An 18875-nucleotide genomic window follows, 5' to 3' on the forward strand; every position below is an offset into this window, starting at 1 on the left:
GCCACAGGACCGCCGGGTCGGGATGGGAGTCACGATCCACAGCCATGTATGCAGGCAGCTTGCAACCGGCTTGCAGACGGTCCATTGCAGACCGTCATACTCGCCGACGGGGAGGTGGGTCGATGGAGTTCCGTGTGTTGGGCTCGGTTGAGGCGTGGACGCACGGTGTCCGGGTCGACCTCGGTGGGCGCCAGCCCCGACTCGTTCTCGCGGTGCTGCTGCTGGAGCCGGACCGAGTGGTGGCGGTAGACCGACTGATCGACCTGGTGTGGGGTCAGGCGCCGCCACGCAGTGCCCGGGGCACCGTGCAGGCGCTGGTCTCGCGGCTGCGCACCGCGTTGCGGCGGGTGGGGGCGCCGGTGGAGCTGATCGGCCGCGAGCCCGGCTACCTGCTCCGGGTCGACCCACTGGCGGTCGACGCGCACCAGTTCACCGCACTGATCGCGCAGGCCCGGGCGGCCGGCGACGACGTCGCCGTGGATCTGTTCGATCAGGCGCTGGCTCTGTGGCGGGGGGAGCCGCTCGCCGGCGTGGCCGACGAGCAGGTGCGGCACCGGCTGTGCGCCGGCCTGCGCGAGGCCCGCTGGGCGGCAGTGGAGGAGCGGGCCGAGGTGCTGCTGCGGCGGGGGCGTTCCCGGCAGGTCGCCGACGAGTTGACCGACGCGGTGGTCCGGCAACCCGGCCGCCAGCGGCTGGTCGGTCAGCTCATGCTCGCCCTGTACCGGGAGGGTCGCGCCGACCGGGCGCTGACCACCTACCGACAGGTACGCGATCGCCTCGCCGACGAGTTCGGCCTCGACCCGGCCCCGGCACTGCGCCGCCTTGAGGAACGGATCCTGCGCGCCGACCCGACGCTGGGGCCGCCCGCCGACGTCGCCGTACCGCTCGGAGGAGCCGGTTCCGTGCCGGTCCGCCCCGCCGGGCTGCCCCACACCAGCACGACCCTCACCGGCCGGGACGCCGAGTTGGCCCGGCTCGACGCCGGGTTGGCCGAGCCAGCCGCCGGCACCCGGGTCTGGGTGATCAGCGGCACCGCCGGGGTGGGCAAGACCGCCCTCGCGGTGCACTGGGCGCAACGGGTCCGCGCGGCGTTTCCGGACGGGCAGCTCCACCTGGACCTGCGGGGCTTCGACGCCGACCGAGATCCGGTGCCGCCGGAAACGGCGCTCACCCACCTGCTGACAGCGCTCGGGGTCGACCCGAGGGCGGTGCCGGACGGGTTGGACAGCCGAGCGGCACTGCTCCGCTCGTTGCTGGACGGCCGGGACGTGCTGCTGGTGCTGGACAATGCCCGCCACGCCGACCAGGTGCTGCCGCTGATCCCGTCCTGCGGCACCGTACTGGTCACCAGCCGGCACCGCCTCGGCGAGCTGGTGGTCCGAGCCGACGCCCGACCGCTCCCGCTGGACGTGCTCACCCCGGTGGAGTCGGTACGCCTGCTGGCGACGCTGCTGGGTGAGGCGGCCGTGCAGACCGATGCGACTGCGGCAGCCGAGCTGGCCCGGCTCTGCGGTCGCCTGCCGCTGGCACTTCGCATTGCCGCGGCCAATGTTCAGGCGGCGGGAAAACCGGATATCGCCGGTCTGGTCCGTGAGCTGACCGACGGGGACCCGTTGGCTGGGCTCACCGTCGACGGCGCCGAGGAGGGCGCGGTCACGAAGGCGTTCGCCCTGTCGTACCGGGTGTTGCCGGAGCCGCAGCGGGAACTGTTCCGCCGCCTCGCTCTGGTACCCGGGCCGAGCGTCACCGCCGGCCCGGCGGGCGCGGTCGCCGGCGTGCCGGTGGCCACCGCCACCCAGCGGCTGCGTGCGTTGGCCGCCGCGCACCTGCTGGAGCGGCAGCCGGGGGAGCGCTACCGCTTCCACGACCTGTTGCGTCGTTACGCCATGGACCGGGTCACCGGGGAGGAGAACGAGGCCGCCCAGGAGGAGGCCCTACGGCGGCTGCTCGACCACTACCTGGACACGGCGGACGCCGCGGGCCGCCGGATCATCCCGCACTTCGTGCGGCTGCCGCGACCGGTGGCCGTGGATCCCTTCCCGGACAACGATGCGGCCCTGGCCTGGCTGGACGCCGAGTCGGCGAACCTCACCGCGGCGGTGGAGCAGGCCGCCCGGCGCGGCCCTCGCCGGTACGCCTGGCACCTCACCGACGCGCTGCGCGCCTACTTCCACCAGCGGGGTCGGCGAGAGGAATGGCTGACCGCGGCCACGGTGGCGCTGGCCGCGGCCCAGGCCGAGGACGACGCCCGCGCCCAGGCCGCGATGCACCAGAGCATCGCGCTCGTGCAGGTCAACAGCGGCCGGTACGAGGAGGCTCGCGACCATCTGCTCGACGGGCTGCGGTGCACCGACGCGGACTGCTGGGAGGAGGGACGAACCGGAATCCTCAACAACCTCAGCGCGGTGCACCAGCGACTCGGCGACCCGCAGGCGGCGATCGACTGTGCCCGCCTCTCGTTGGCGCTCAGCCGCCGATCGGGCAACGACGGCGGGGAGGCGATGTCCCTGGCCAACCTCGGGTTTTCACACTGGCAGCTCGGCGCGTTCGCGGAGGCGGACGCCCACTTCCGGGCCGCGTTGGAACGCGGTGAGCGGGCCGGCGCGCACTACAACGTGGCCGTGCTCCTGGTCGACCTGGCCAACGTGCGCCGGGATCGGGGAGACCAGCGCGGCGCAGATGATCTCTACGCCCGCGCGCTCGCCGCCAATCAGGACCTCGGCTACCGCTACGGCGAGGCGACCGCCCTGGCCGGCCGGGCAGTGCTCTGGTGCGGCACGGATCGAGCGGAGTTGGCCCGTGCCGACGCCGAGCGGGCGGTGGCCCTGACCCGGGAGATCGGCGACGCGGGAACCGAGGCATGGGCGGCGGACGCGCTGGGGCGGGTGCTGCTGGCGCTGGGGCACGCGGGCGAGGCGGCCGAGCAGCACGCCCGAGCGCTCGAACTGGCGCGGCGTACGAGGTTCTGCTGGTGCGAGGCGACGACCCTGACCGGCCTCGCCGCCGCCGAGTTGGCCGGGGGCGACCCGGAGGCCGCCGGGCGGCACGGCCGGGCCGCGTTGACCCTGGCCGCCCGCTCCGGATACCGGCCGATCGAGATCCGGGTGTCCCGCGTCCTCGCCCGTGTCGCCGAGCGGTCCGGAGACGCCGTCGAGGCACTGCGGCTGGACGGCCGGGCGGCGCGGTTGGCAGGGGAGACCGGGTACGCGCCGCCGGACTGCTCAGCTCCGCAGCCGCACCGGTAGCGGGGCCGGTCATTGGGCCGGCCCCGCCGCAGGCGTTACGGCCTCCAGGAACCGGCGGTCTCGAACTCGTGCTGGTACTCCAGCACGCCGTTGGTGCCCGACACGTCGAACACCACGGTGCCGGTGCGCTTGGTGCCGGCGGCCAGGCCGTTGCCCGCCGACATGGACTTGCCGCAGCCGGAGAAGATGCCGGCGATCGCATTGGTCTCGGTGCCGTCGGCGGCGACCCACTGGAAGTAGAGCGGGTTCGCTGAACCGGTGCCCTTGGTGACCGTCACGGTCACGTCGGCGATCACGTACATGCCGTTGTCGGGCTTGAGTCCGTAGGACGCGCAGGGCTTGGTGGCGGTGCTGAACTTCGTCACGGTGACCTCGACGGTGCCGTCGTCGCCCTCGATGACCAGGGTTTCCCCGGCCGACATGTTCCGGGTGTCGTCGTCGGTCGAGGGCGGGTTCGACGAGGGGGCGGTTCTCGGCGACTGCCCGACGCCCCGGGTCACGCCGGGGGTGGGCAGCGCCTCGGTCACCTCGTTGGCGGCCCGGTTCGCGCCGATGACCACGGCCACGATGCCGCCGGCGCAGCACAGCAGGGTGAGCACGGCCGCGGTCACCGCGACGATCACCACGGTCTTCTTGGACTTCTTCGCCGGCGCGGGCGGCGGCATTGTGAGCGGGTGGCCCGGCCCGCCGGGCGGCGGGTACGCGCCGCCGCCAGCCGCCGGGTACGCGCCGCCCGAGAACGGTGGCTGCGGCCAGGGCTGGTCGGGCGAGGCCGGGTAGGGCGCGCTGGCATAGGGCGGCTGCGGCGCGGCGGCGTACGGGGGCTGCGGCACGGTCGGTGGCGCCCACTGATCCGGTACGCCCGGCTGCGACACCCCGGACACCGGCATCCCGGACACCGGCGGCTGCGGCGCGTTCGCCGCCGCCGACCACGGGTTGGCCGGCACGGGTGCCTGCGGGACCGTCGGGTCGGCGGCGGACTGCGGCTGCGATGTCGCCGGGAACCGCTGGGTCGGCGGCTCCGGGCTCGGCTGCTGAGGGTCCTGCGGCCCGACGGGGGGCTGGGGGTGGGTCACCGTACTCCTAGACACTTCGGTACGTGCGGTTCGGGAACTCGCCGACGCTACCGTGTGTCGCGTACCGCCCGGTCGCCGCTCCGGACCCCGTCCCACGCTGCCGTCGGATGGGCGGCAGAGCAGCCGACCGACCACTATGGATGGTGTCGGGCCGGGATGCCCGACGGATGGACGTGTGGCACCCGGGAGTCAGCGGAGCGGGAGGATGGCGGCGGTGCGGACCAGCCCGTCGGCGACCACGAACCTGCCGGTGACGGTGGCCGGCGGGTCGGCGACCGCCGCCGCGTCCACTCGCGCCGGAGCGATCCGGGCGGTGAACGTACCGGCGTCCGGGTCCAGGTCCAGCCGGGCGTCGTGGAAGTCCAGCCAGCTCCCGACGATCGGGTACCAGACCTTGTAGACGGTCTCCTTGGCGCTGAACAGCACCACCGGCCAGGAGATGCCGCCGGGCAGCCGGGCGCAGCTCTCCTCCTCCTCGGGCAGCAGCACGAGTCGGCGTACTCCCGCATTGACCTCGCGGTGCTGCTCGGCGTCCATTCCGACGGACCGGATATCCGTGCTGCGCGCCGCCGCGGCGGCGCAGTAGCCGGTGGTGTGGGTGATGGTTCCGACGATCCCGGCCGGCCAGACCGGCGCTCGGTCGGCGGCGGCGGGCACGGCCGCCGGCGGGAGGCCGAGGCCGGTCATCGCCCGGCGGGCGCACACCCGCCCGGCGGTGAAGTCCCGCCGACGGGTCTGCACCGCCCGCTCACCGAGACATGCCTGCTCGGCGGCGAGCAGGTCCCCGGCCCAGTCGTCCGGGCCGGCGACGGCCACCGCGACCGTTGCTGGCAGCAGGTCACGCATGACCGCTTACCCGTCGGTAGGAATGGACGTGCTGCCAGGACATGCGGTCAACCGTCAACTTTCCGACTGTCACGAGGGGACAACGTACCGCAAAGATGTAACACCGGAGGTACGCACAGCGCTCCCCGGACAACACCGGGGGTGAGGACCATCAGCCGCTGGCCGGGGCACGGCAACAGGCAGTCCCGCGGACATCTGGAGAGGACGTGCGATGACCCATGGTGCGGAACGGCCGGGGGCGCGGGCTGACGAGCACGCCCCGACAACCCCCGGCTGGAGCTGCGGCTCCTGCGGCGATGAGTGGCCGTGCGCGACGAAGCGCAGTCGGCTGCTGGCGGAGTACGGGGGCGACCGGGCGATGCTCAGCGTCTACCTCGGCTCCTGTCTCGCCGCCGCCACGGAGGACCTGCGCACCGCCCCGGTGATGTCGCTCCAGAATCGGTTCATCGGCTGGCTGCCGCGCGGTTCGCAGCGCGGCTGAGGCCGCCCGGTGGCCGCCGCTCGGCGGCGGCCACCGGGGCCGGACGATCTCAGCGGCGTCCGGGCCTGCGGGTCAGGGCGAAGCCGACCACTCCGGCCACCGCGGCGAGCACGCCGCCGATGCCGGTCCAGACCCAGCGCGAGCCGAGATCCGGGACCCAGTCCGCCGGTGAGTCACCCTCGTCGTCGGCCTCCGGGTCCGCCGCCGGTACGGCGTTGAGCACCGTGCCCGCCTTGGTGTTCGGCACCAGCGGCGCGGCCAGTTCGCCGTCGTCGGCCGAGGCGCCCCGGTCGGCGACCGTGCCGACCAGCAGGTCCACGTCGATCGGCGCGCCCAGGTCCGGTTCCGGCAGGTCCACCACGGAGAGCCGGATGACGTACGTGCCGGGCAGCGGGTCGGCCGACCATGGCTCCGCCCAGGGCCGCACCTCACGCAGGGTGCAGCCAAGCGCCACGCTCGACGCCTGCGCGTCCACCGTCGGCGTCTGCGCCCCGGCGGTGCACGCCTGGCGGCGGCGCAACCCGTCGAAGACGTCGACGGTCCAGGTGGAGGCTCCGCTGCGCGCCTTCGGGAAGGTGACGGTGGCGCTGATCTCGTGCACCTGCCCGGCCGTCGCCGGGAACGACCAGTAGAGGTGGTCGCCGACCGAGGCGTCCACCCGCACCGGTTGCCCGGCGGTGATCGGCGTGGCGGTGAGGAACGACGTGCCGGCCCGGGTGACCGGTGTGGCACCCGGCGAGGGGGTCGGGGCGGCCACGGCCGCCGCGGGCAGCAGCGCGGACCCTCCGGCGGCGACCAGCGCCGCCAGCGACCGGAACAGTGCGGTACGCATCAGTTCTCCCTCCAGGTGGCGACCCACCAGCGGGTGAGCAGCCCGGCGAGCAGGCCGGTGAGCAGGCCGGCAACGGTTAGCAGGGCGAGCAGCATCCAGCCCCGGCCGAGGTCCGGCCCGTCCGGCGCGGGTGCGGCAGCGACCACGTCGATGGTCAGCTCCACCGGCATGCCGGGGGTCGCCGAGGTGCCGGGGCGCGGGGCGAAGGAGTTGCTCACCACCAGGCAGACGGTGGTGGGCTCGATCGCCGTCGGGGTTGCCTCGGCCTCGGTGGCGTCCTCGTCGTCGGCGCTGGCCGACCAGCGCAGCCCGGCGGAGAGCACGTCGGCGCGCCCGCTGCCGGCGTCCGCGCCACGGACCAGTTCCCGGCCGTCCGCCGCGGTGGCCCGCAGCAGCACCCCGTAGTCCCGGTTCACCGGCCGGTCCAGCGCCATGCTCACCGACGCGCGCAGCTCCTGCCCGGGACGCACCGGCACCCGGTAGTACCGGTGCTCGGAGAACGACTCCCGGTCGGCGTACACGCCGGGGGCCAGCAGCGGGGCGGAGTCGCAGGCGTTCGTGCCGCCGACCACGGTCGGGGCCAGGGTGTGCGTGTCGCCGGCCCGCTCGACGAGCTGCTTGATGCGGTCGGTCAGCTCCTCGGCGCTCTGCGCCGCCGTGTAGGTGCCCCCGGTCGCACCGGCGATGCAGAGCAGCTGCTTGCGGACCTTCTCGTCGGGGGCCAGACCAAGCGTGTCGACCACCAGGCTGGTGCCCTGGGCGGCCAGTTCCCGAGCCACCTCGCACGGGTCCGGCGGGGCGCAGGTGTCCTCTCCGTCGGTGATCAGCACGATCCTCCGGGTGGTGGCCCCGGTGCCCAGGTCCTGCGCGGCGGAGCGCAGCGCGAGGCCGACGGGCGTGAACCCGGTCGGTCGCAGCGTCGCCACCGCCGCCTTGGCCCGGGCCCGGTCGACCGGCCCGACCGGCACGATCTGCTGGGTGTCCTGGCAACCGACCTTCTTGTCCTTGCCCCGGTAGGTCGCGCCGAGCACCCGGATGCCGAGCTGGGTCTCCGCCGGAAGCGCGTCCACCACCTCGTTGAACGCCTGCTGGGCGACCGAGATCCGGCTGCGCCCGTCGATGTCCGCGGCCCGCATCGAGCCGCTGACGTCGAGCACCAGCTCGACCCGGGGCGGCTCGGCCACCGGCTCCTGGTCGTCGGCCGCCGCCGGGGCCGGCCCGGTCAGTGCGGTGGTCGCCAGCAGTCCGAGGAGGACGGCCGCCGATCGTCTGAAGTTGATCACGGGCCGCAGTGTAGTGAGATCCACTTTGGATGATCATTTGGGTGGCGGATTGGCGATCGTCCAGGTGCCGGACCGGCGGTGCGCGAGAGCGGTGGGGTGTGGCGGGCGGGGTCAGGCCGGCTCGTCGGGAGCGGCGTCAAGCAGCGTGACCAGCCGCTTCGGCGCGATCTCCCGGTAGGCATCGCGGCACAACTCGTCGATCTCGGTCCAGTCGACCGCGCCGTCGAGCCGTACGCCGAGCCAGCCCCGACCGCCCACATAGGGCGGTCGGAAGAACCGGGCCGAGTCGGCGGCGGTCAGCTCGGCCTGGGCTCCCGGAGGGGCGGCGCACCACAGGTGGGGAAAGTCGTTGTGGTGGTGCCCATCGGCGTGCAGGGTCACGAAGACGCTCTTGTTCCGGACGAACCAGGTGGGCGACCCGTGGCTGGGCCGCTCGGTCACCTCGGGCAGGGCCAGGCAGATCACCCGGACCCGGTCCAGCAACTGCATGGCATCCCCCGCCCTCGTCACGATCGCGACGCCCGGTCCCGGCGAGCCTAGCGCCCCGGGTCGCTCGATGGCGGTCTCGAAACGGGTCGGCGACGGCCCCGGACCAGCCCGTTCTTGGCTCTGGGTCCACGCCGGGTCACCCTCGGTCAACGCCTGGGGGGGAGGTGTCGGCCCGGCCGGCATCCGTCAGAAATCTGACCTAAGTCGACCCGTTGTGCCGGTGGTGCGCGGTGGTTAAGCTCTTCATGCGCGCCCCAATCGCCCGCTTCCCCCGTGGCAGGCGATCGGGGCGCGCATCTTTGTCGAAACGGGCCCGCACGCTTGACGCGTGCGGGCCCGTTTTCGTCGCGCTGCGCTGCGCGTCGCCTGTCGATGCTTATATCCAGCGACCGTCCAGCCACATCCGGGACAGCCAGTCCGAGTACGGAATCACCTTGCCCACGAAGATCGGATAGAAGTACGCGAAGCAGAGCGCCACCAGCAGCACGTACGCCCCGGCCGCGATGCTGCCCACCAGCCGGCGTTCGTAGCCCGGGTCACCGGGGACCAGCGGAGCCACCGCACCGACGTCACCCCCGGCCGGGGCGATCAGCGCGCCCAGCACGTACACCACGGCCAGGACCATGAAGGGCAGCGCCGGAGCGGTGTAGAACGAGAACATCGTCCGGCCATCGAGAGCGAACACGAACCAGGGCAGCAGGCCCGCCGCCACGCTGAGCAGGATCGCGCCGGCCCGCCAGTCCCGGCGGGCCACGCCCAGCCAGGTCAGCGCCACCAGGGCGGGCAGGAACGACCACCAGAGCAGCGGGGTGCCGAGCAGCAGGATCTCGGAGGCGCAGCTCGACGCGCCGCAGGCGCCGTCGCCGGAGTAGTGGAACGCGACCGGACGGCCGAGCAGCAGCCACTGCCACGGCCACGACTGGTACTTGTGCGGGTCGTCCAGCCCGGTGTGGAAGCCGTACGCCGCGCGGTGGTACTCGAAGAGGTTGATCAGCGGGCCGATCACCGGGGTGTCACTGAGCGGGGCGTTCGGGTAGGACGACGCGAGCCGGTAGTAGCCGTCGTCGCTGAGCAGCCAGCCCGACCAGGTGGCGATGTAGGTGCCCACCATGAGCACGCCGGCCAGCACCAGCCAGGGCAGCTCGTCGAGCAGGGTGTCCCGCCAGGGCCGGCGGACCCCTGCCGAGCGGCGGACGCCGACCTCCCAGAAAAGCACCAGCAGCGCGAAGACCGGCACGAAGTACAGCGCGCTCCACTTCACCGCGCAGGCGCAGCCGAGCAGCACCCCGGCGGCGAGCCGCCACCACGGCCAGGTGCGCCAGCCGGTCGGCGGTCGGCCGGCGCGGCCCCGCTGGGTCGGGTCGAGCCCGTCGTCCAGCGCCCGCGCCCAGCGCCGACGGCGGGCGTCCCGGTCGAGCACCAGCGCGCCGAACGCGGCCAGCACGAAGAAGAGCAGGAAGATGTCGAGCAGCGCCGCGCGGGACAGCACCAGGTGGAAGCCGTCCAGGGCGAGCAGCAGGCCGGCCGCGCAGCCCAGCACCGTCGAACGGAACATCCGCCGGCCGATGCGGACCAGCAGCAGCACCGACAGGGTGCCGACCACGGCCGCCGAGAACCGCCAGCCGAACTCCGGCGCGGTGGTGAACAGGTGCCCGGGGACGGAGACCTTCGACTCGGCGTCCTGGTAGCCGAAGGCCCACTCGCCGAGGCCGATCAGCCACTTACCCAGCGGCGGGTGCACCACGTACGACGGGGCGTTGTCCTTGTAGTTCCACTCGACGCCGCGGCTGATCAGCCCGTAGGCGTCCTTGGCGTAGTACGTTTCGTCGAAGATCTTGCCCTTCGGACCGGACAGGCCGACGAAGCGCAGGATCGCCGCGATGGCCACCACCACGGCGGTGGCCAGCCACGAGAACCGGTCCAGTCGGGTATCGACGGTGGTGAACCCACGCCGGACCACGCCGGTCACCCCGGTCCCGGCGACGCTGGGCGCCGCTGCTGTCTGGTCGGGGCGGTGCTCGCCTGCGGTCACTTCGACCGTCTTTGCCGGGTCGGCGCTCCGGCTCTGCGCTGTCGACGCACTCGTCACCCGGCGATCGTAGGCTGCCAACGTGTCCCGTGGCGCCCGTCGTCCCCGATACCGGTATCCGCTGTCAATGAAGGAGACGATCCCGTGGGTGAAATGTCCGAAGCTGGGCGCCTGATCCTGCTCGGTGCCCCGCTCGGCAACCCCGCCGACGCCTCGGCCCGGTTCCGGGAGGTGCTGACCAGCGCCGACGTGGTGGCCGCCGAGGACACCCGGCGGCTCACCCGGCTGGCCCGCGACCTCGACATCACCGTCGGCGGCCGGATCGTCTCCTACTTCGAGGGCAACGAGGAGCGGCGGACCCCCGAGCTGGTCGAGGTCATCCTCGGCGGGTACGTGGTGGCGCTGGTGACCGACGGCGGAATGCCGAGCGTCTCCGACCCCGGCTACCGACTGGTCCGGGCCGCACTGGACGTCGGGGCCCCGGTCAGCGTCGCCCCCGGGCCGAGCGCGGTGACCACGGCGTTGGCCGTCTCCGGGCTGCCCGTCGACCGGTTCTGCTTCGAGGGGTTCCTGCCCCGTACCCCCGGGGCCCGCCGGTCGCGGCTGCGCGCCCTCGCCGCCGAGGAGCGCACCCTCGTCTTCTTCGAGGCGCCGCACCGGATCGGCGCGGCGCTCACCGACCTGGCCGAGACGTTCGGCGCGGACCGGCCGGCCGCGGTCTGCCGCGAGCTCACGAAGACCTACGAGGAGGTGCTCCGTCGCCCGCTCGGCGAGCTGGCCCGGTGGGCCGCCGAGGGGGATCCGCGCGGGGAGATCACCCTCGTGGTGGCCGGGGCGCCGGTGACGGCCCCGGAACGGCCCGACGACGACACCCTGCGCGCGGCCGTCGCCGAGCGGGAGGCGGCCGGCCGGTCCCGCCGCGACGCCATCACCGATGTCGCCACCGAGTACGCGCTGCGCCGCCGCGACGTCTACACGATCGTGCACAGCTGACCCCCACTCCCGCCGCGCCGGCCCCGAGGCGTGTTCACCAGGCGGCGGCCAGGAAGCCGAGGGTGATCAGGGCCGGGCCGGCCACCGCGGCGCTCACCGCCCAGCGGCGGTTCCGTCGGCCGGCCAGCCGGGTCGACCCGGTCCACCGGGTGATGCCGGCCGCGCAGGCGAGGATCACCAACAGGCCGGGCACCCAGCGCAGGTGCCGGCCCATGCCGGTGTCGGCGTACGCGGTGCCGCCGTCCGGGCCGGCCATCCTCGCTGGCAGAGCCGTCCCTGCAGCGTTCTTCCCGGCGGGCACCCCGGTGACCCGTACCCCGTGTGCCAGGAACCGCCCGTCGTCGGCCATGAAGATCCCCCGGCACCGCTGGGTGAGTTCGCCGCCGATGCACTTGTCGATCACCACCGTGCCGACCCGGGCATGACCGACCGCGAGCCAGAACGGGCCGGCGCTGACCCAGGCGAAGAAGGCCGTGACCAGGCTCAGCAGCACGAGCGCGGCGAGCCCGGGCAGCGGGTCCGGCGGTGGGGCGGTACGGGCCCCCGCCCGGCGCCAAGCCGCGCGGGAGCCGCGGTCCCGTTCCGGCGCGGGGTCCTCCCGGACGGGGGTGCCGTCCCAGTGCACCTGTTCGATCGGCGCCCAGACGGCGCCGTCGTCGGTCCGGCGGGCGCCCCGGTGCCAGCGGCTCAGCTGCCGGACCGGCACCCGGCGTGGCACCGCGTCCACCGGCGCCCCGGTGGTCGGCTCCACTTCGACGACCCCTGCGGCGGGCTCCCCACCGCCGGACGGTGAGCCGTCCGTCGAGCCCGACGGGGTGGGGCGGGCCGGGCTGGGTGCCGGTGCCGCCGGAGCGGGACGGGCCGGGGTGGGTGCCGGCGCGGCCGGCGCCGGACGGGCCGGGGTGGCGGCGAGCCCCGCCGCGTCGTCCCGCCTCGGCGTGGCCGGCCGCCCTGCCGGCGTGGGCCGCTGCCGGCCCGGCCGATCGGCGGCGGGGGCGGAGCCGGGTGCCGGCGCGGCGCCCGGTCGGGGGTTGGGGCCAGGTCGTGGGGCGACGGCTGGTCGGGGAGTGGCGTCGTCCGGGGCACGGTTCGCGTCTTCCCCGGGCACCGGCCGGGGTTGGGGCGCGACCGACGCGCCCCGCGACCCGCCAGGTCCGGGGCTCGGGTCGTCGTCGACCGCGGGACCGGTGGGACGGTCGTCGTGATCCCGGGCCGCTCGTCTGCCAGTCACGTCGTTCATTGCACACCGGGCCACGAGGATGATCGGGCAGCTCAGCCGCGTGTCGGCGACAAATCGGACCAATGGGCGGGGTGGTCGGCACGGTCCGCCGCCCCGGCACCCCCTATTGGTTCGCGGTCGCACCGGACGGGTCACTAGGCTTGCTGCTCATGAGTCACGTTCTCGCGGCAGTGGCCTGGCCGTACGCCAACGGCCCCCGCCACATCGGCCACGTCTCCGGTTTCGGCGTTCCCTCCGACGTCTTCGCCCGGTACATGCGGATGGCCGGCCACGACGTGCTCATGGTCTCGGGCACCGACGAGCACGGCACCCCGATCCAGGTGCAGGCCGACGCCGACGGGGTGACCCCGCGCGAGCTGGCCGACCGGTACAACCGGGTGATCGTGGAGGACCTGCACGGTCTCGGGCTCACCTACGACCTGTTCACCCGCACCACCACCCGCAACCACTACGCGGTGGTGCAGGAGTTGTTCGAGGGGATGTACCGCAACGGCTACATCGTGCCGAAGACCACCATGGGCGCGATCTCCCCATCCACCGGGCGCACCCTGCCCGACCGGTACATCGAGGGCACCTGCCCGATCTGCGGGTACGACAGCGCCCGTGGCGACCAGTGCGACAACTGCGGCAACCAGCTCGACCCGATCGACCTGATCAACCCGAAGTCGCGGATCAACGGAGAGACCCCGAAGTTCGTCGAGACCGAGCACTTCTTCCTGGACCTGCCCGCCCTGGCCGACGTGCTGCGGCAGTGGCTGGACACCCGGGAGGGGTGGCGGCCGAACGTGCTGCGGTTCTCCCGCAACCTGCTCGACGACCTCCAGCCCCGGGCGATCACCCGGGACCTGGAGTGGGGCGTACCGATCCCGCTGGACGGCTGGCGAGACCGGCCGGACAAGCGGATCTACGTCTGGTTCGACGCCGTGATCGGCTACCTGTCCGCCTCGATCGAGTGGGCCCGCCGCTCGGGCGACCCGGAGGCCTGGCGCCGGTGGTGGTCCACCGACGGCGAGGGCAAGGACGCCCGGTCGTACTACTTCATGGGCAAGGACAACATCGTCTTCCACTCGGTGATCTGGCCGGCGCTGCTCTCCGGCTACTCCGGCGAGGGCTCCCGCGACGGTGAGCCGGGCGAGTTGGGCCGGCTCAACCTGCCCACCGAGGTGGTCTCCAGCGAGTACCTGACCATGGAGGGCCGGAAGTTCTCCTCGTCCCGCAAGGTGGTCATCTACGTCCGGGACTTCCTGGAGCGCTACGACGCCGACGCGCTGCGCTACTTCATCGCCGCCGCCGGCCCGGAGAGCAACGACACCGACTTCACCTGGGCCGAGTTCCTCCGCCGCAACAACGACGAACTGGTCGCCGGCTGGGGCAACCTGGTCAACCGGTCCGTCTCGATGGCGGCGAAGAACTTCGGCGCCATCCCGCCGGTCGACGCGGCCGGGCTCACCGAGGCCGACGAGGCGCTGCTCGCGGTGGCCCGGGCCGGCTTCACCACGGTCGGCGACCTGATCGGCCGGCACCGGCAGAAGCAGGCGATCGGTGAGGCCATGAAGGTGGTCGCCGAGGCCAACCGGTACCTCTCCGAGCAGGCGCCGTGGAAGCTCAAGGACGAGGCGGACAAGCCCCGGATGGGCACCATCCTGCACGTCGCCCTCCAGGTGGTCAGCGAAGCCAACACGCTGCTCACCCCGTTCCTGCCGCACTCCGCGCAGCAGGTGCACGAGCTGCTCGGCGGCACCGGCGTGCACGCCCCGATGCCGGTCATCGAGCAGGTCGACGACCTGGACGGCGGGCCGGCGTACCCGGTGCTGACCGGGGACTACACGGTCGGCGCGCGCTGGGAGTCGGTGCCGCTGGAGTCGGGGCGGCCGCTGGCCGCGCCGAAGCCGGTGTTCCGCAAGCTCGACCCGTCGATCGTCGACGAGGAGCTGGCCCGGCTGGCCGGCTGAGCGCGACAAGCCGCACGGCTGAGCGCGGCCCCGGGGGAATCCCGGGGCCTCGCCTCGCCTCGCCTGGACGGCCGGCGTCACATCGCGTACCGCGTGTCCATCACCTGGTCGTCGGTCACCTCGGCGCCCGGCGCCCACGCCTCGTAGACGCCGCGATCGTGGCACTGCGCCCCGGTGGCGAGCACCGTGTCCGGGTCCGGGAAGCGCAGCCGCAACCGCAGCCAGCCGGCCTCCTCCCGCAGCACCAGGCAGGGCACGCCCCGCCACTGCGCGAACCGGAGCCGCCGGGCGACCTGCTCCACCGGGTAGCGGGCCGCCCGGGTCATCGCCAGCACCCGGAACCCGCCGGGCAGATCGGCCACCGCCTCGTACTCGCTGTCGCCGTGCACGCCGACCAGTTGGGTGGAGCGCAGGGAGTCCCCGGTCGGCACGTACTCCTGGTCCGGGGAGAGACCCGGCACCGCCGACAGCAGGTGTCGCCACTGCGGGCCCACCATCCGTAGCCAGCCGCGCTGTTCGGCCTGGTAGGTGTAGAGCACAACCTCCACCCCCTCCGCCGGGTAGGCGAGCAGGGCGGCGTTCGCCGGCATCGGCAGATCGGCGAAGTCCCGGGTGATGAACTCCGGGATGAGCTGGCCGTTGCTCGGCACGAAGCCCGTGCCCAGCACCGGCGGACCCAGCCGGTCCCGGGGAGCCAGCGCGGTCAGGCCACGGTGCGCCTCGCCCACCGGCACGGCGTAGTCCCCCGGGTCGGCGGCCCGCCAGCGCAGCGCGTACGCCACGTCCAGGCCGTCCCGCCCGACCTCGCCGTCGGTACGCAGCACCGTGGTCGCCGCTGGTGTGCGCAGGTGCGCCACGTCGTGCTCGCGGTAGCAGAAGCCGTGCGGCAGCCACCCCCGCACGTACCCGGCGAGCTGCCTGGGGGAGAGCACCTTCACCATCCGGGTGCCCCGCCGGATCACCGCCGACGCGCGTGCCGCCGCCAGCATCGGGTCACCCGCCGAGGCCGGCTGCTGGCTGAGCTGTTGCAGCTGCGCCCAACCCCGCTCCCGGTGCGCAGGCATCATCAGCGGCGTCTCCGGCTCCTCGGCCGGCTCCGTCGCCCCGTGCACCGCGGCCACCTCGGTGACGTGCACGAACCGGCGCCACGGCAGGGCGCTGCCCGGTCGGGGCGCCCACTCGAAGCCCTGCACCTCGTCGGCGCTGAACAGCTCGTACGCGGCGCCCCGGGCGATCTCCTCGGCCGGGTAGACGCCGCCGCCGAACGCCACGCGCAGCCCGGTACGTTCGCTGGCGGCGCCGCTGGACTGGGGGGTGACGCTCACACCGCCACCTCGCACCGCTCGGCAGCGGCGCGAGACGCCACGCTGCCGCGCCTCATGGTTCGCTCGCTGCGCTCGCTCACGCGGCGACGGTAGAGTCGCGCGGCGTAGTCGAGGTGAACGTCGGGTGGCGGGCGGATGGACAGCCCCGGTGTGTGATGCTGTCGCTGATGAGCGAGCCCACTGAAACCCGCCGCGAGCGGGCCGCCCGGCGGGCCGGAGAGTTCCCGCCCGCCCCCGAGCCACTGCCCCGGCCGGTGCTGGACAGCCACACCCACCTGGACATCACCGTCAGCGAGGCCGGCGTACCCGGCGGCGGGTCCGCCGATGACCCGGTCGCCGCGGCGATCGCGCTGGCCACCGGCGTCGGCGTGGACCGGCTGGTCCAGGTGGGTGTGGACGTCGCCTCCTCCCGGTGGGGCGCGGACACCGCCGACCGGCACCCCGCCGTGCTGGCCACGGTGGCACTGCACCCGAACGAGGCGCCCCGGCTGGCCGACCTCGACGAGGCGCTGCGGGAGATCGAGTCGCTCGCCGCCCGGGAGCGGGTCCGGGGGATCGGCGAGACCGGGATGGACTTCTTCCGGACCGGCGACGAGGGGCGCGCCGCGCAGGAGGAAAGCTTCCGGGCGCACATCGCCATCGCCAAGCGGTACGGCCGGGCGCTGGTCATCCATGACCGGGACGCCCACGCCGACGTGCTGCGGATCCTCGACGACGAGGGCTCCCCGGACACCGTGGTGCTGCACTGCTTCTCCGGTGACGCCGACTTCGCCCGCGAGTGCGTCCGCCGCGGCTACCTGCTCAGCTTCGCCGGCACCGTCACCTTCGGCAGTGCCACCGCGCTGCGCGAGGCCGCCGCGCTCACCCCCGTGGATCAGATCCTGGTGGAGACCGACGCGCCCTATCTCACCCCGATGCCGCACCGGGGCCGGCCGAACGCGTCGTACCTGATCCCGCTCACCGTCCGCTCGCTCGCCGCGACCACCGGCACCGACCTGGACGAGCTGTGCGCGGCCATCTCGGCCACCGGCGACCGGGTCTTCGGCCCGTGGTGAGCCCGGCCCGACGGTCGTCCCTGCCGCCGCTACGCTCCCAGGCATGACCGGTCTCCTCGGCCCGGCGGAGATCCGGGAACTCGCCGCCCGGCTGGGCGTCGCGCCCACCAAGAAGCTGGGCCAGAACTTCGTGCACGATCCGAACACCGTGCGCCGAATCGTCACGGCCGCCGGCCTGACTCCCGATGACGTGGCCCTGGAGGTCGGCCCCGGGCTCGGCTCGCTCACCCTGGGGCTGCTGCCGGTCGCCGGGCACGTGCACGCCGTGGAGATCGACCCGGTGCTCGCCGGCGCGCTGCCGGAGACCGTCGCCCGGCACGCCGGGGCGGACGCCGGCCGACTCACCGTGCATCGCGCCGACGCGCTGCGCATCGACGCCGCCGAGCTGGCCGACCCTCCGCCGACCGCGCTGGTGGCGAACCTGCCCTACAACGTGGCCGTGCCGGTGGTGCTGCACCTGCTCGCCGAGCTGCCCAGCCTGCGGCGCGGCCTGGTGATGGTGCAGAAGGAGGTCGCCGACCGGCTGGTCGCCGGTCCCGGCTCCAAGGTGTACGGCATCCCGTCGGTCAAGCTCGCCTGGTACGCCCAGGCCCGGGGCGCCGGCCGGGTGCCGCCGAACGTGTTCTGGCCGGTGCCCAACGTCGACTCCGGTCTGGTCGCCTTCACCTGCCGCCAACCACCCCGCGCCGACGTACCCCGGCAACGGGTCTTCGCCGTGGTGGACGCGGCGTTCGCGCAGCGCCGCAAGACCCTGCGCGCCGCGCTGGCCGGCTGGGCCGGCGGCGCGGACCGGGCCGCCGCCGCGCTCACCGCCGCCGGCGTCGACCCCGGCGCCCGGGGGGAGTCGCTCACCGTCGAGCAGTTCGCCGCCATCGCCGCGTCGGCTCCAGTCGGTACGCCGGCCGCGAAGTAGGCTGACGCCGTGCCCGTCGAGGAGGTCCGGGTGAGTACCGACCACACCGAGGAGCTGATCGTGGCCAAGCCGTTCGACATTCGCCTGCGCGTGCGGGAGATCGCCCCGTGACCGAGGCCTGGCGACCGGACGAGGAGGACGAGCGGCGTGGGGCCAGCGGCCCGGTGAAGGTCCGGGTGCCCGCGAAGGTCAACCTGCACCTCGGGGTGGGCCCGCTGCGCCGGGACGGCTACCACGAGCTGAACACCGTCTACCACGCCATCTCCATCTACGACGAGCTGACCGCTCGGCGCGGCGACACGCTCACGCTGACCATGGAGGGCGAGGGCACCGGCGAGTTGGCGCTGGACGACACCAACCTGGTGATCCGCGCCGCGCACGCCCTCGCCGGGTACGCCGGGGTGCTGCCGCACGCCCGGCTGCACCTGCGCAAGCAGATCCCGCTCGCCGGCGGGCTGGCTGGCGGCAGTGCCGACGCGGCCGCCGCGCTGGTGGCCTGCGACGCGCTCTGGGGCACCGGACTGTCCCGCGACGAGCTGGCCGGGATCGCCGCCGATCTGGGCTCCGACGTGCCGTTTCTGATCTACGGCGGCACCGCGCTGGGCACCGGCCGGGGTGAGGCCGTGAGCCCCGTACTGGCACGCCCCACCTCCTGGTACTGGGTCGTGGCCATCGCCGACGGCGGCCTGTCCACCCCGGCCGCGTACCGCGAGCTGGACCGGCTCCGCGACTCCGGTGCGGCCGGCGCCCCGCTGGGCAGCACCGACGCGCTGCTGGGCGCGCTGCGCCAGCGCGACCCCCGGGTGCTCGCCCGCACGCTCGGCAACGATCTCCAGGACGCCGCGCTGGCCATGCGCCCGGCGCTGGCCGACACCCTCAAGGCCGGCGAGGCGGCCGGCGCGCTCACCGGCATCGTCTCCGGCTCCGGCCCGACCTGCGTCTTCCTCGCCGCCGGGGCGGCCGACGCGGAGCGGATCGCCGCCGAGTTGACCACCGCGGGCGTGTGCCGTGCGGCGCGGGTCGCCCACGGCCCGGTGGTCGGCGCCCGCGTCGTCTGACCCTGCTCAAGGTCAACTCCAGGGGGCGACGTCGGTGCGTCCGGCCGCGACCTGGAGT

The 18875-nt window shown here is 74.0% G+C and carries 15 protein-coding genes; 7 read left to right on the forward strand and 8 right to left on the reverse strand.

Annotated features, from left to right (window positions below; genetic code table 11):
* Positions 1-122: 122 nt before the first annotated feature.
* Complete coding sequence (locus ABZV00_RS06235) at positions 123-3245, forward strand: BTAD domain-containing putative transcriptional regulator (protein ID WP_355602330.1); 3123 nt, start codon at positions 123-125, stop codon at positions 3243-3245.
* Between the two features lie 35 nt (positions 3246-3280).
* Here the strand turns inward: ABZV00_RS06235 and ABZV00_RS06240 are convergent, their stop codons facing one another.
* Complete coding sequence (locus tag ABZV00_RS06240; RefSeq protein ID WP_355602332.1) at positions 3281-4321, reverse strand: hypothetical protein; 1041 nt, start codon at positions 4319-4321, stop codon at positions 3281-3283.
* 189 nt (positions 4322-4510) lie between these two features.
* Positions 4511-5167 (reverse strand): 4'-phosphopantetheinyl transferase superfamily protein, encoded by a 657-nt coding sequence (locus tag ABZV00_RS06245; RefSeq protein ID WP_355602334.1) that lies wholly within the window; start codon positions 5165-5167, stop codon positions 4511-4513.
* Between the two features lie 211 nt (positions 5168-5378).
* On the opposite strand from ABZV00_RS06245, the gene ABZV00_RS06250 reads away from it, so the two are divergent.
* Positions 5379-5648 carry a hypothetical protein gene (locus tag ABZV00_RS06250; RefSeq protein WP_355602335.1) on the forward strand — a complete coding sequence of 90 codons (270 nt, stop codon included), beginning with the start codon at positions 5379-5381 and terminating at the stop codon, positions 5646-5648.
* Positions 5649-5697: 49 nt separating this feature from the next.
* Here the strand turns inward: ABZV00_RS06250 and ABZV00_RS06255 are convergent, their stop codons facing one another.
* From ABZV00_RS06255 to ABZV00_RS06270, 4 genes are all read right to left on the reverse strand, one after another.
* Entirely contained in the window at positions 5698-6480 is a 783-nt protein-coding gene (locus tag ABZV00_RS06255; protein ID WP_355602337.1) for a peptidase, read from the reverse strand.
* Positions 6480-7763 carry a VWA domain-containing protein gene (locus ABZV00_RS06260; protein WP_355602339.1) on the reverse strand — a complete coding sequence of 428 codons (1284 nt, stop codon included), beginning with the start codon at positions 7761-7763 and terminating at the stop codon, positions 6480-6482. The genes ABZV00_RS06255 and ABZV00_RS06260 overlap by 1 nt, the downstream gene beginning before the upstream one ends.
* 111 nt (positions 7764-7874) lie before the next feature.
* Entirely contained in the window at positions 7875-8252 is a 378-nt protein-coding gene (locus ABZV00_RS06265) for an MmcQ/YjbR family DNA-binding protein (protein ID WP_355602341.1), read from the reverse strand.
* Between the two features lie 376 nt (positions 8253-8628).
* Positions 8629-10221, reverse strand: coding sequence for a phospholipid carrier-dependent glycosyltransferase (locus tag ABZV00_RS06270; protein WP_355602592.1), 1593 nt, complete (start codon positions 10219-10221; stop codon positions 8629-8631).
* A gap of 204 nt (positions 10222-10425) precedes the next feature.
* Here ABZV00_RS06270 and rsmI point away from each other — a divergent pair, with 204 nt between their 5' ends.
* On the forward strand, positions 10426-11274 hold the full coding sequence (rsmI, locus tag ABZV00_RS06275; protein WP_355602343.1) for a 16S rRNA (cytidine(1402)-2'-O)-methyltransferase: 849 nt from the start codon (positions 10426-10428) through the stop codon (positions 11272-11274).
* A 34-nt stretch (positions 11275-11308) separates the two neighbouring features.
* Here the strand turns inward: rsmI and ABZV00_RS06280 are convergent, their stop codons facing one another.
* A complete protein-coding gene (locus ABZV00_RS06280) occupies positions 11309-12505 on the reverse strand; it encodes a hypothetical protein (RefSeq protein ID WP_355602345.1) in 1197 nt (398 codons plus the stop codon).
* A gap of 158 nt (positions 12506-12663) precedes the next feature.
* Between ABZV00_RS06280 and metG the strand changes: the two genes are divergently transcribed.
* Complete coding sequence (metG, locus tag ABZV00_RS06285; RefSeq protein WP_355602347.1) at positions 12664-14466, forward strand: methionine--tRNA ligase; 1803 nt, start codon at positions 12664-12666, stop codon at positions 14464-14466.
* Between the two features lie 77 nt (positions 14467-14543).
* Here the strand turns inward: metG and ABZV00_RS06290 are convergent, their stop codons facing one another.
* Entirely contained in the window at positions 14544-15791 is a 1248-nt protein-coding gene (locus tag ABZV00_RS06290) for a hypothetical protein (RefSeq protein ID WP_328423321.1), read from the reverse strand.
* A gap of 155 nt (positions 15792-15946) precedes the next feature.
* On the opposite strand from ABZV00_RS06290, the gene ABZV00_RS06295 reads away from it, so the two are divergent.
* The 3 genes from ABZV00_RS06295 (at position 15947) to ABZV00_RS06305 (ending at position 18817) form a co-directional block, all read left to right on the forward strand.
* Entirely contained in the window at positions 15947-16846 is a 900-nt protein-coding gene (locus ABZV00_RS06295) for a TatD family hydrolase (RefSeq protein WP_355602349.1), read from the forward strand.
* Positions 16847-16889: 43 nt separating this feature from the next.
* Positions 16890-17759, forward strand: coding sequence for a 16S rRNA (adenine(1518)-N(6)/adenine(1519)-N(6))-dimethyltransferase RsmA (gene rsmA / locus ABZV00_RS06300; RefSeq protein WP_355602351.1), 870 nt, complete (start codon positions 16890-16892; stop codon positions 17757-17759).
* A 107-nt stretch (positions 17760-17866) separates the two neighbouring features.
* The gene (locus ABZV00_RS06305) at positions 17867-18817 is read left to right on the forward strand and encodes a 4-(cytidine 5'-diphospho)-2-C-methyl-D-erythritol kinase (RefSeq protein ID WP_328423327.1); all 951 of its coding nucleotides are present in this window, start codon (positions 17867-17869) and stop codon (positions 18815-18817) included.
* Positions 18818-18875: the final 58 nt, after the last annotated feature.

The organism is Micromonospora sp. NPDC005173 (assembly GCF_040608515.1).
Classification (GTDB): Bacteria; Actinomycetota; Actinomycetes; order Mycobacteriales; family Micromonosporaceae; genus Micromonospora.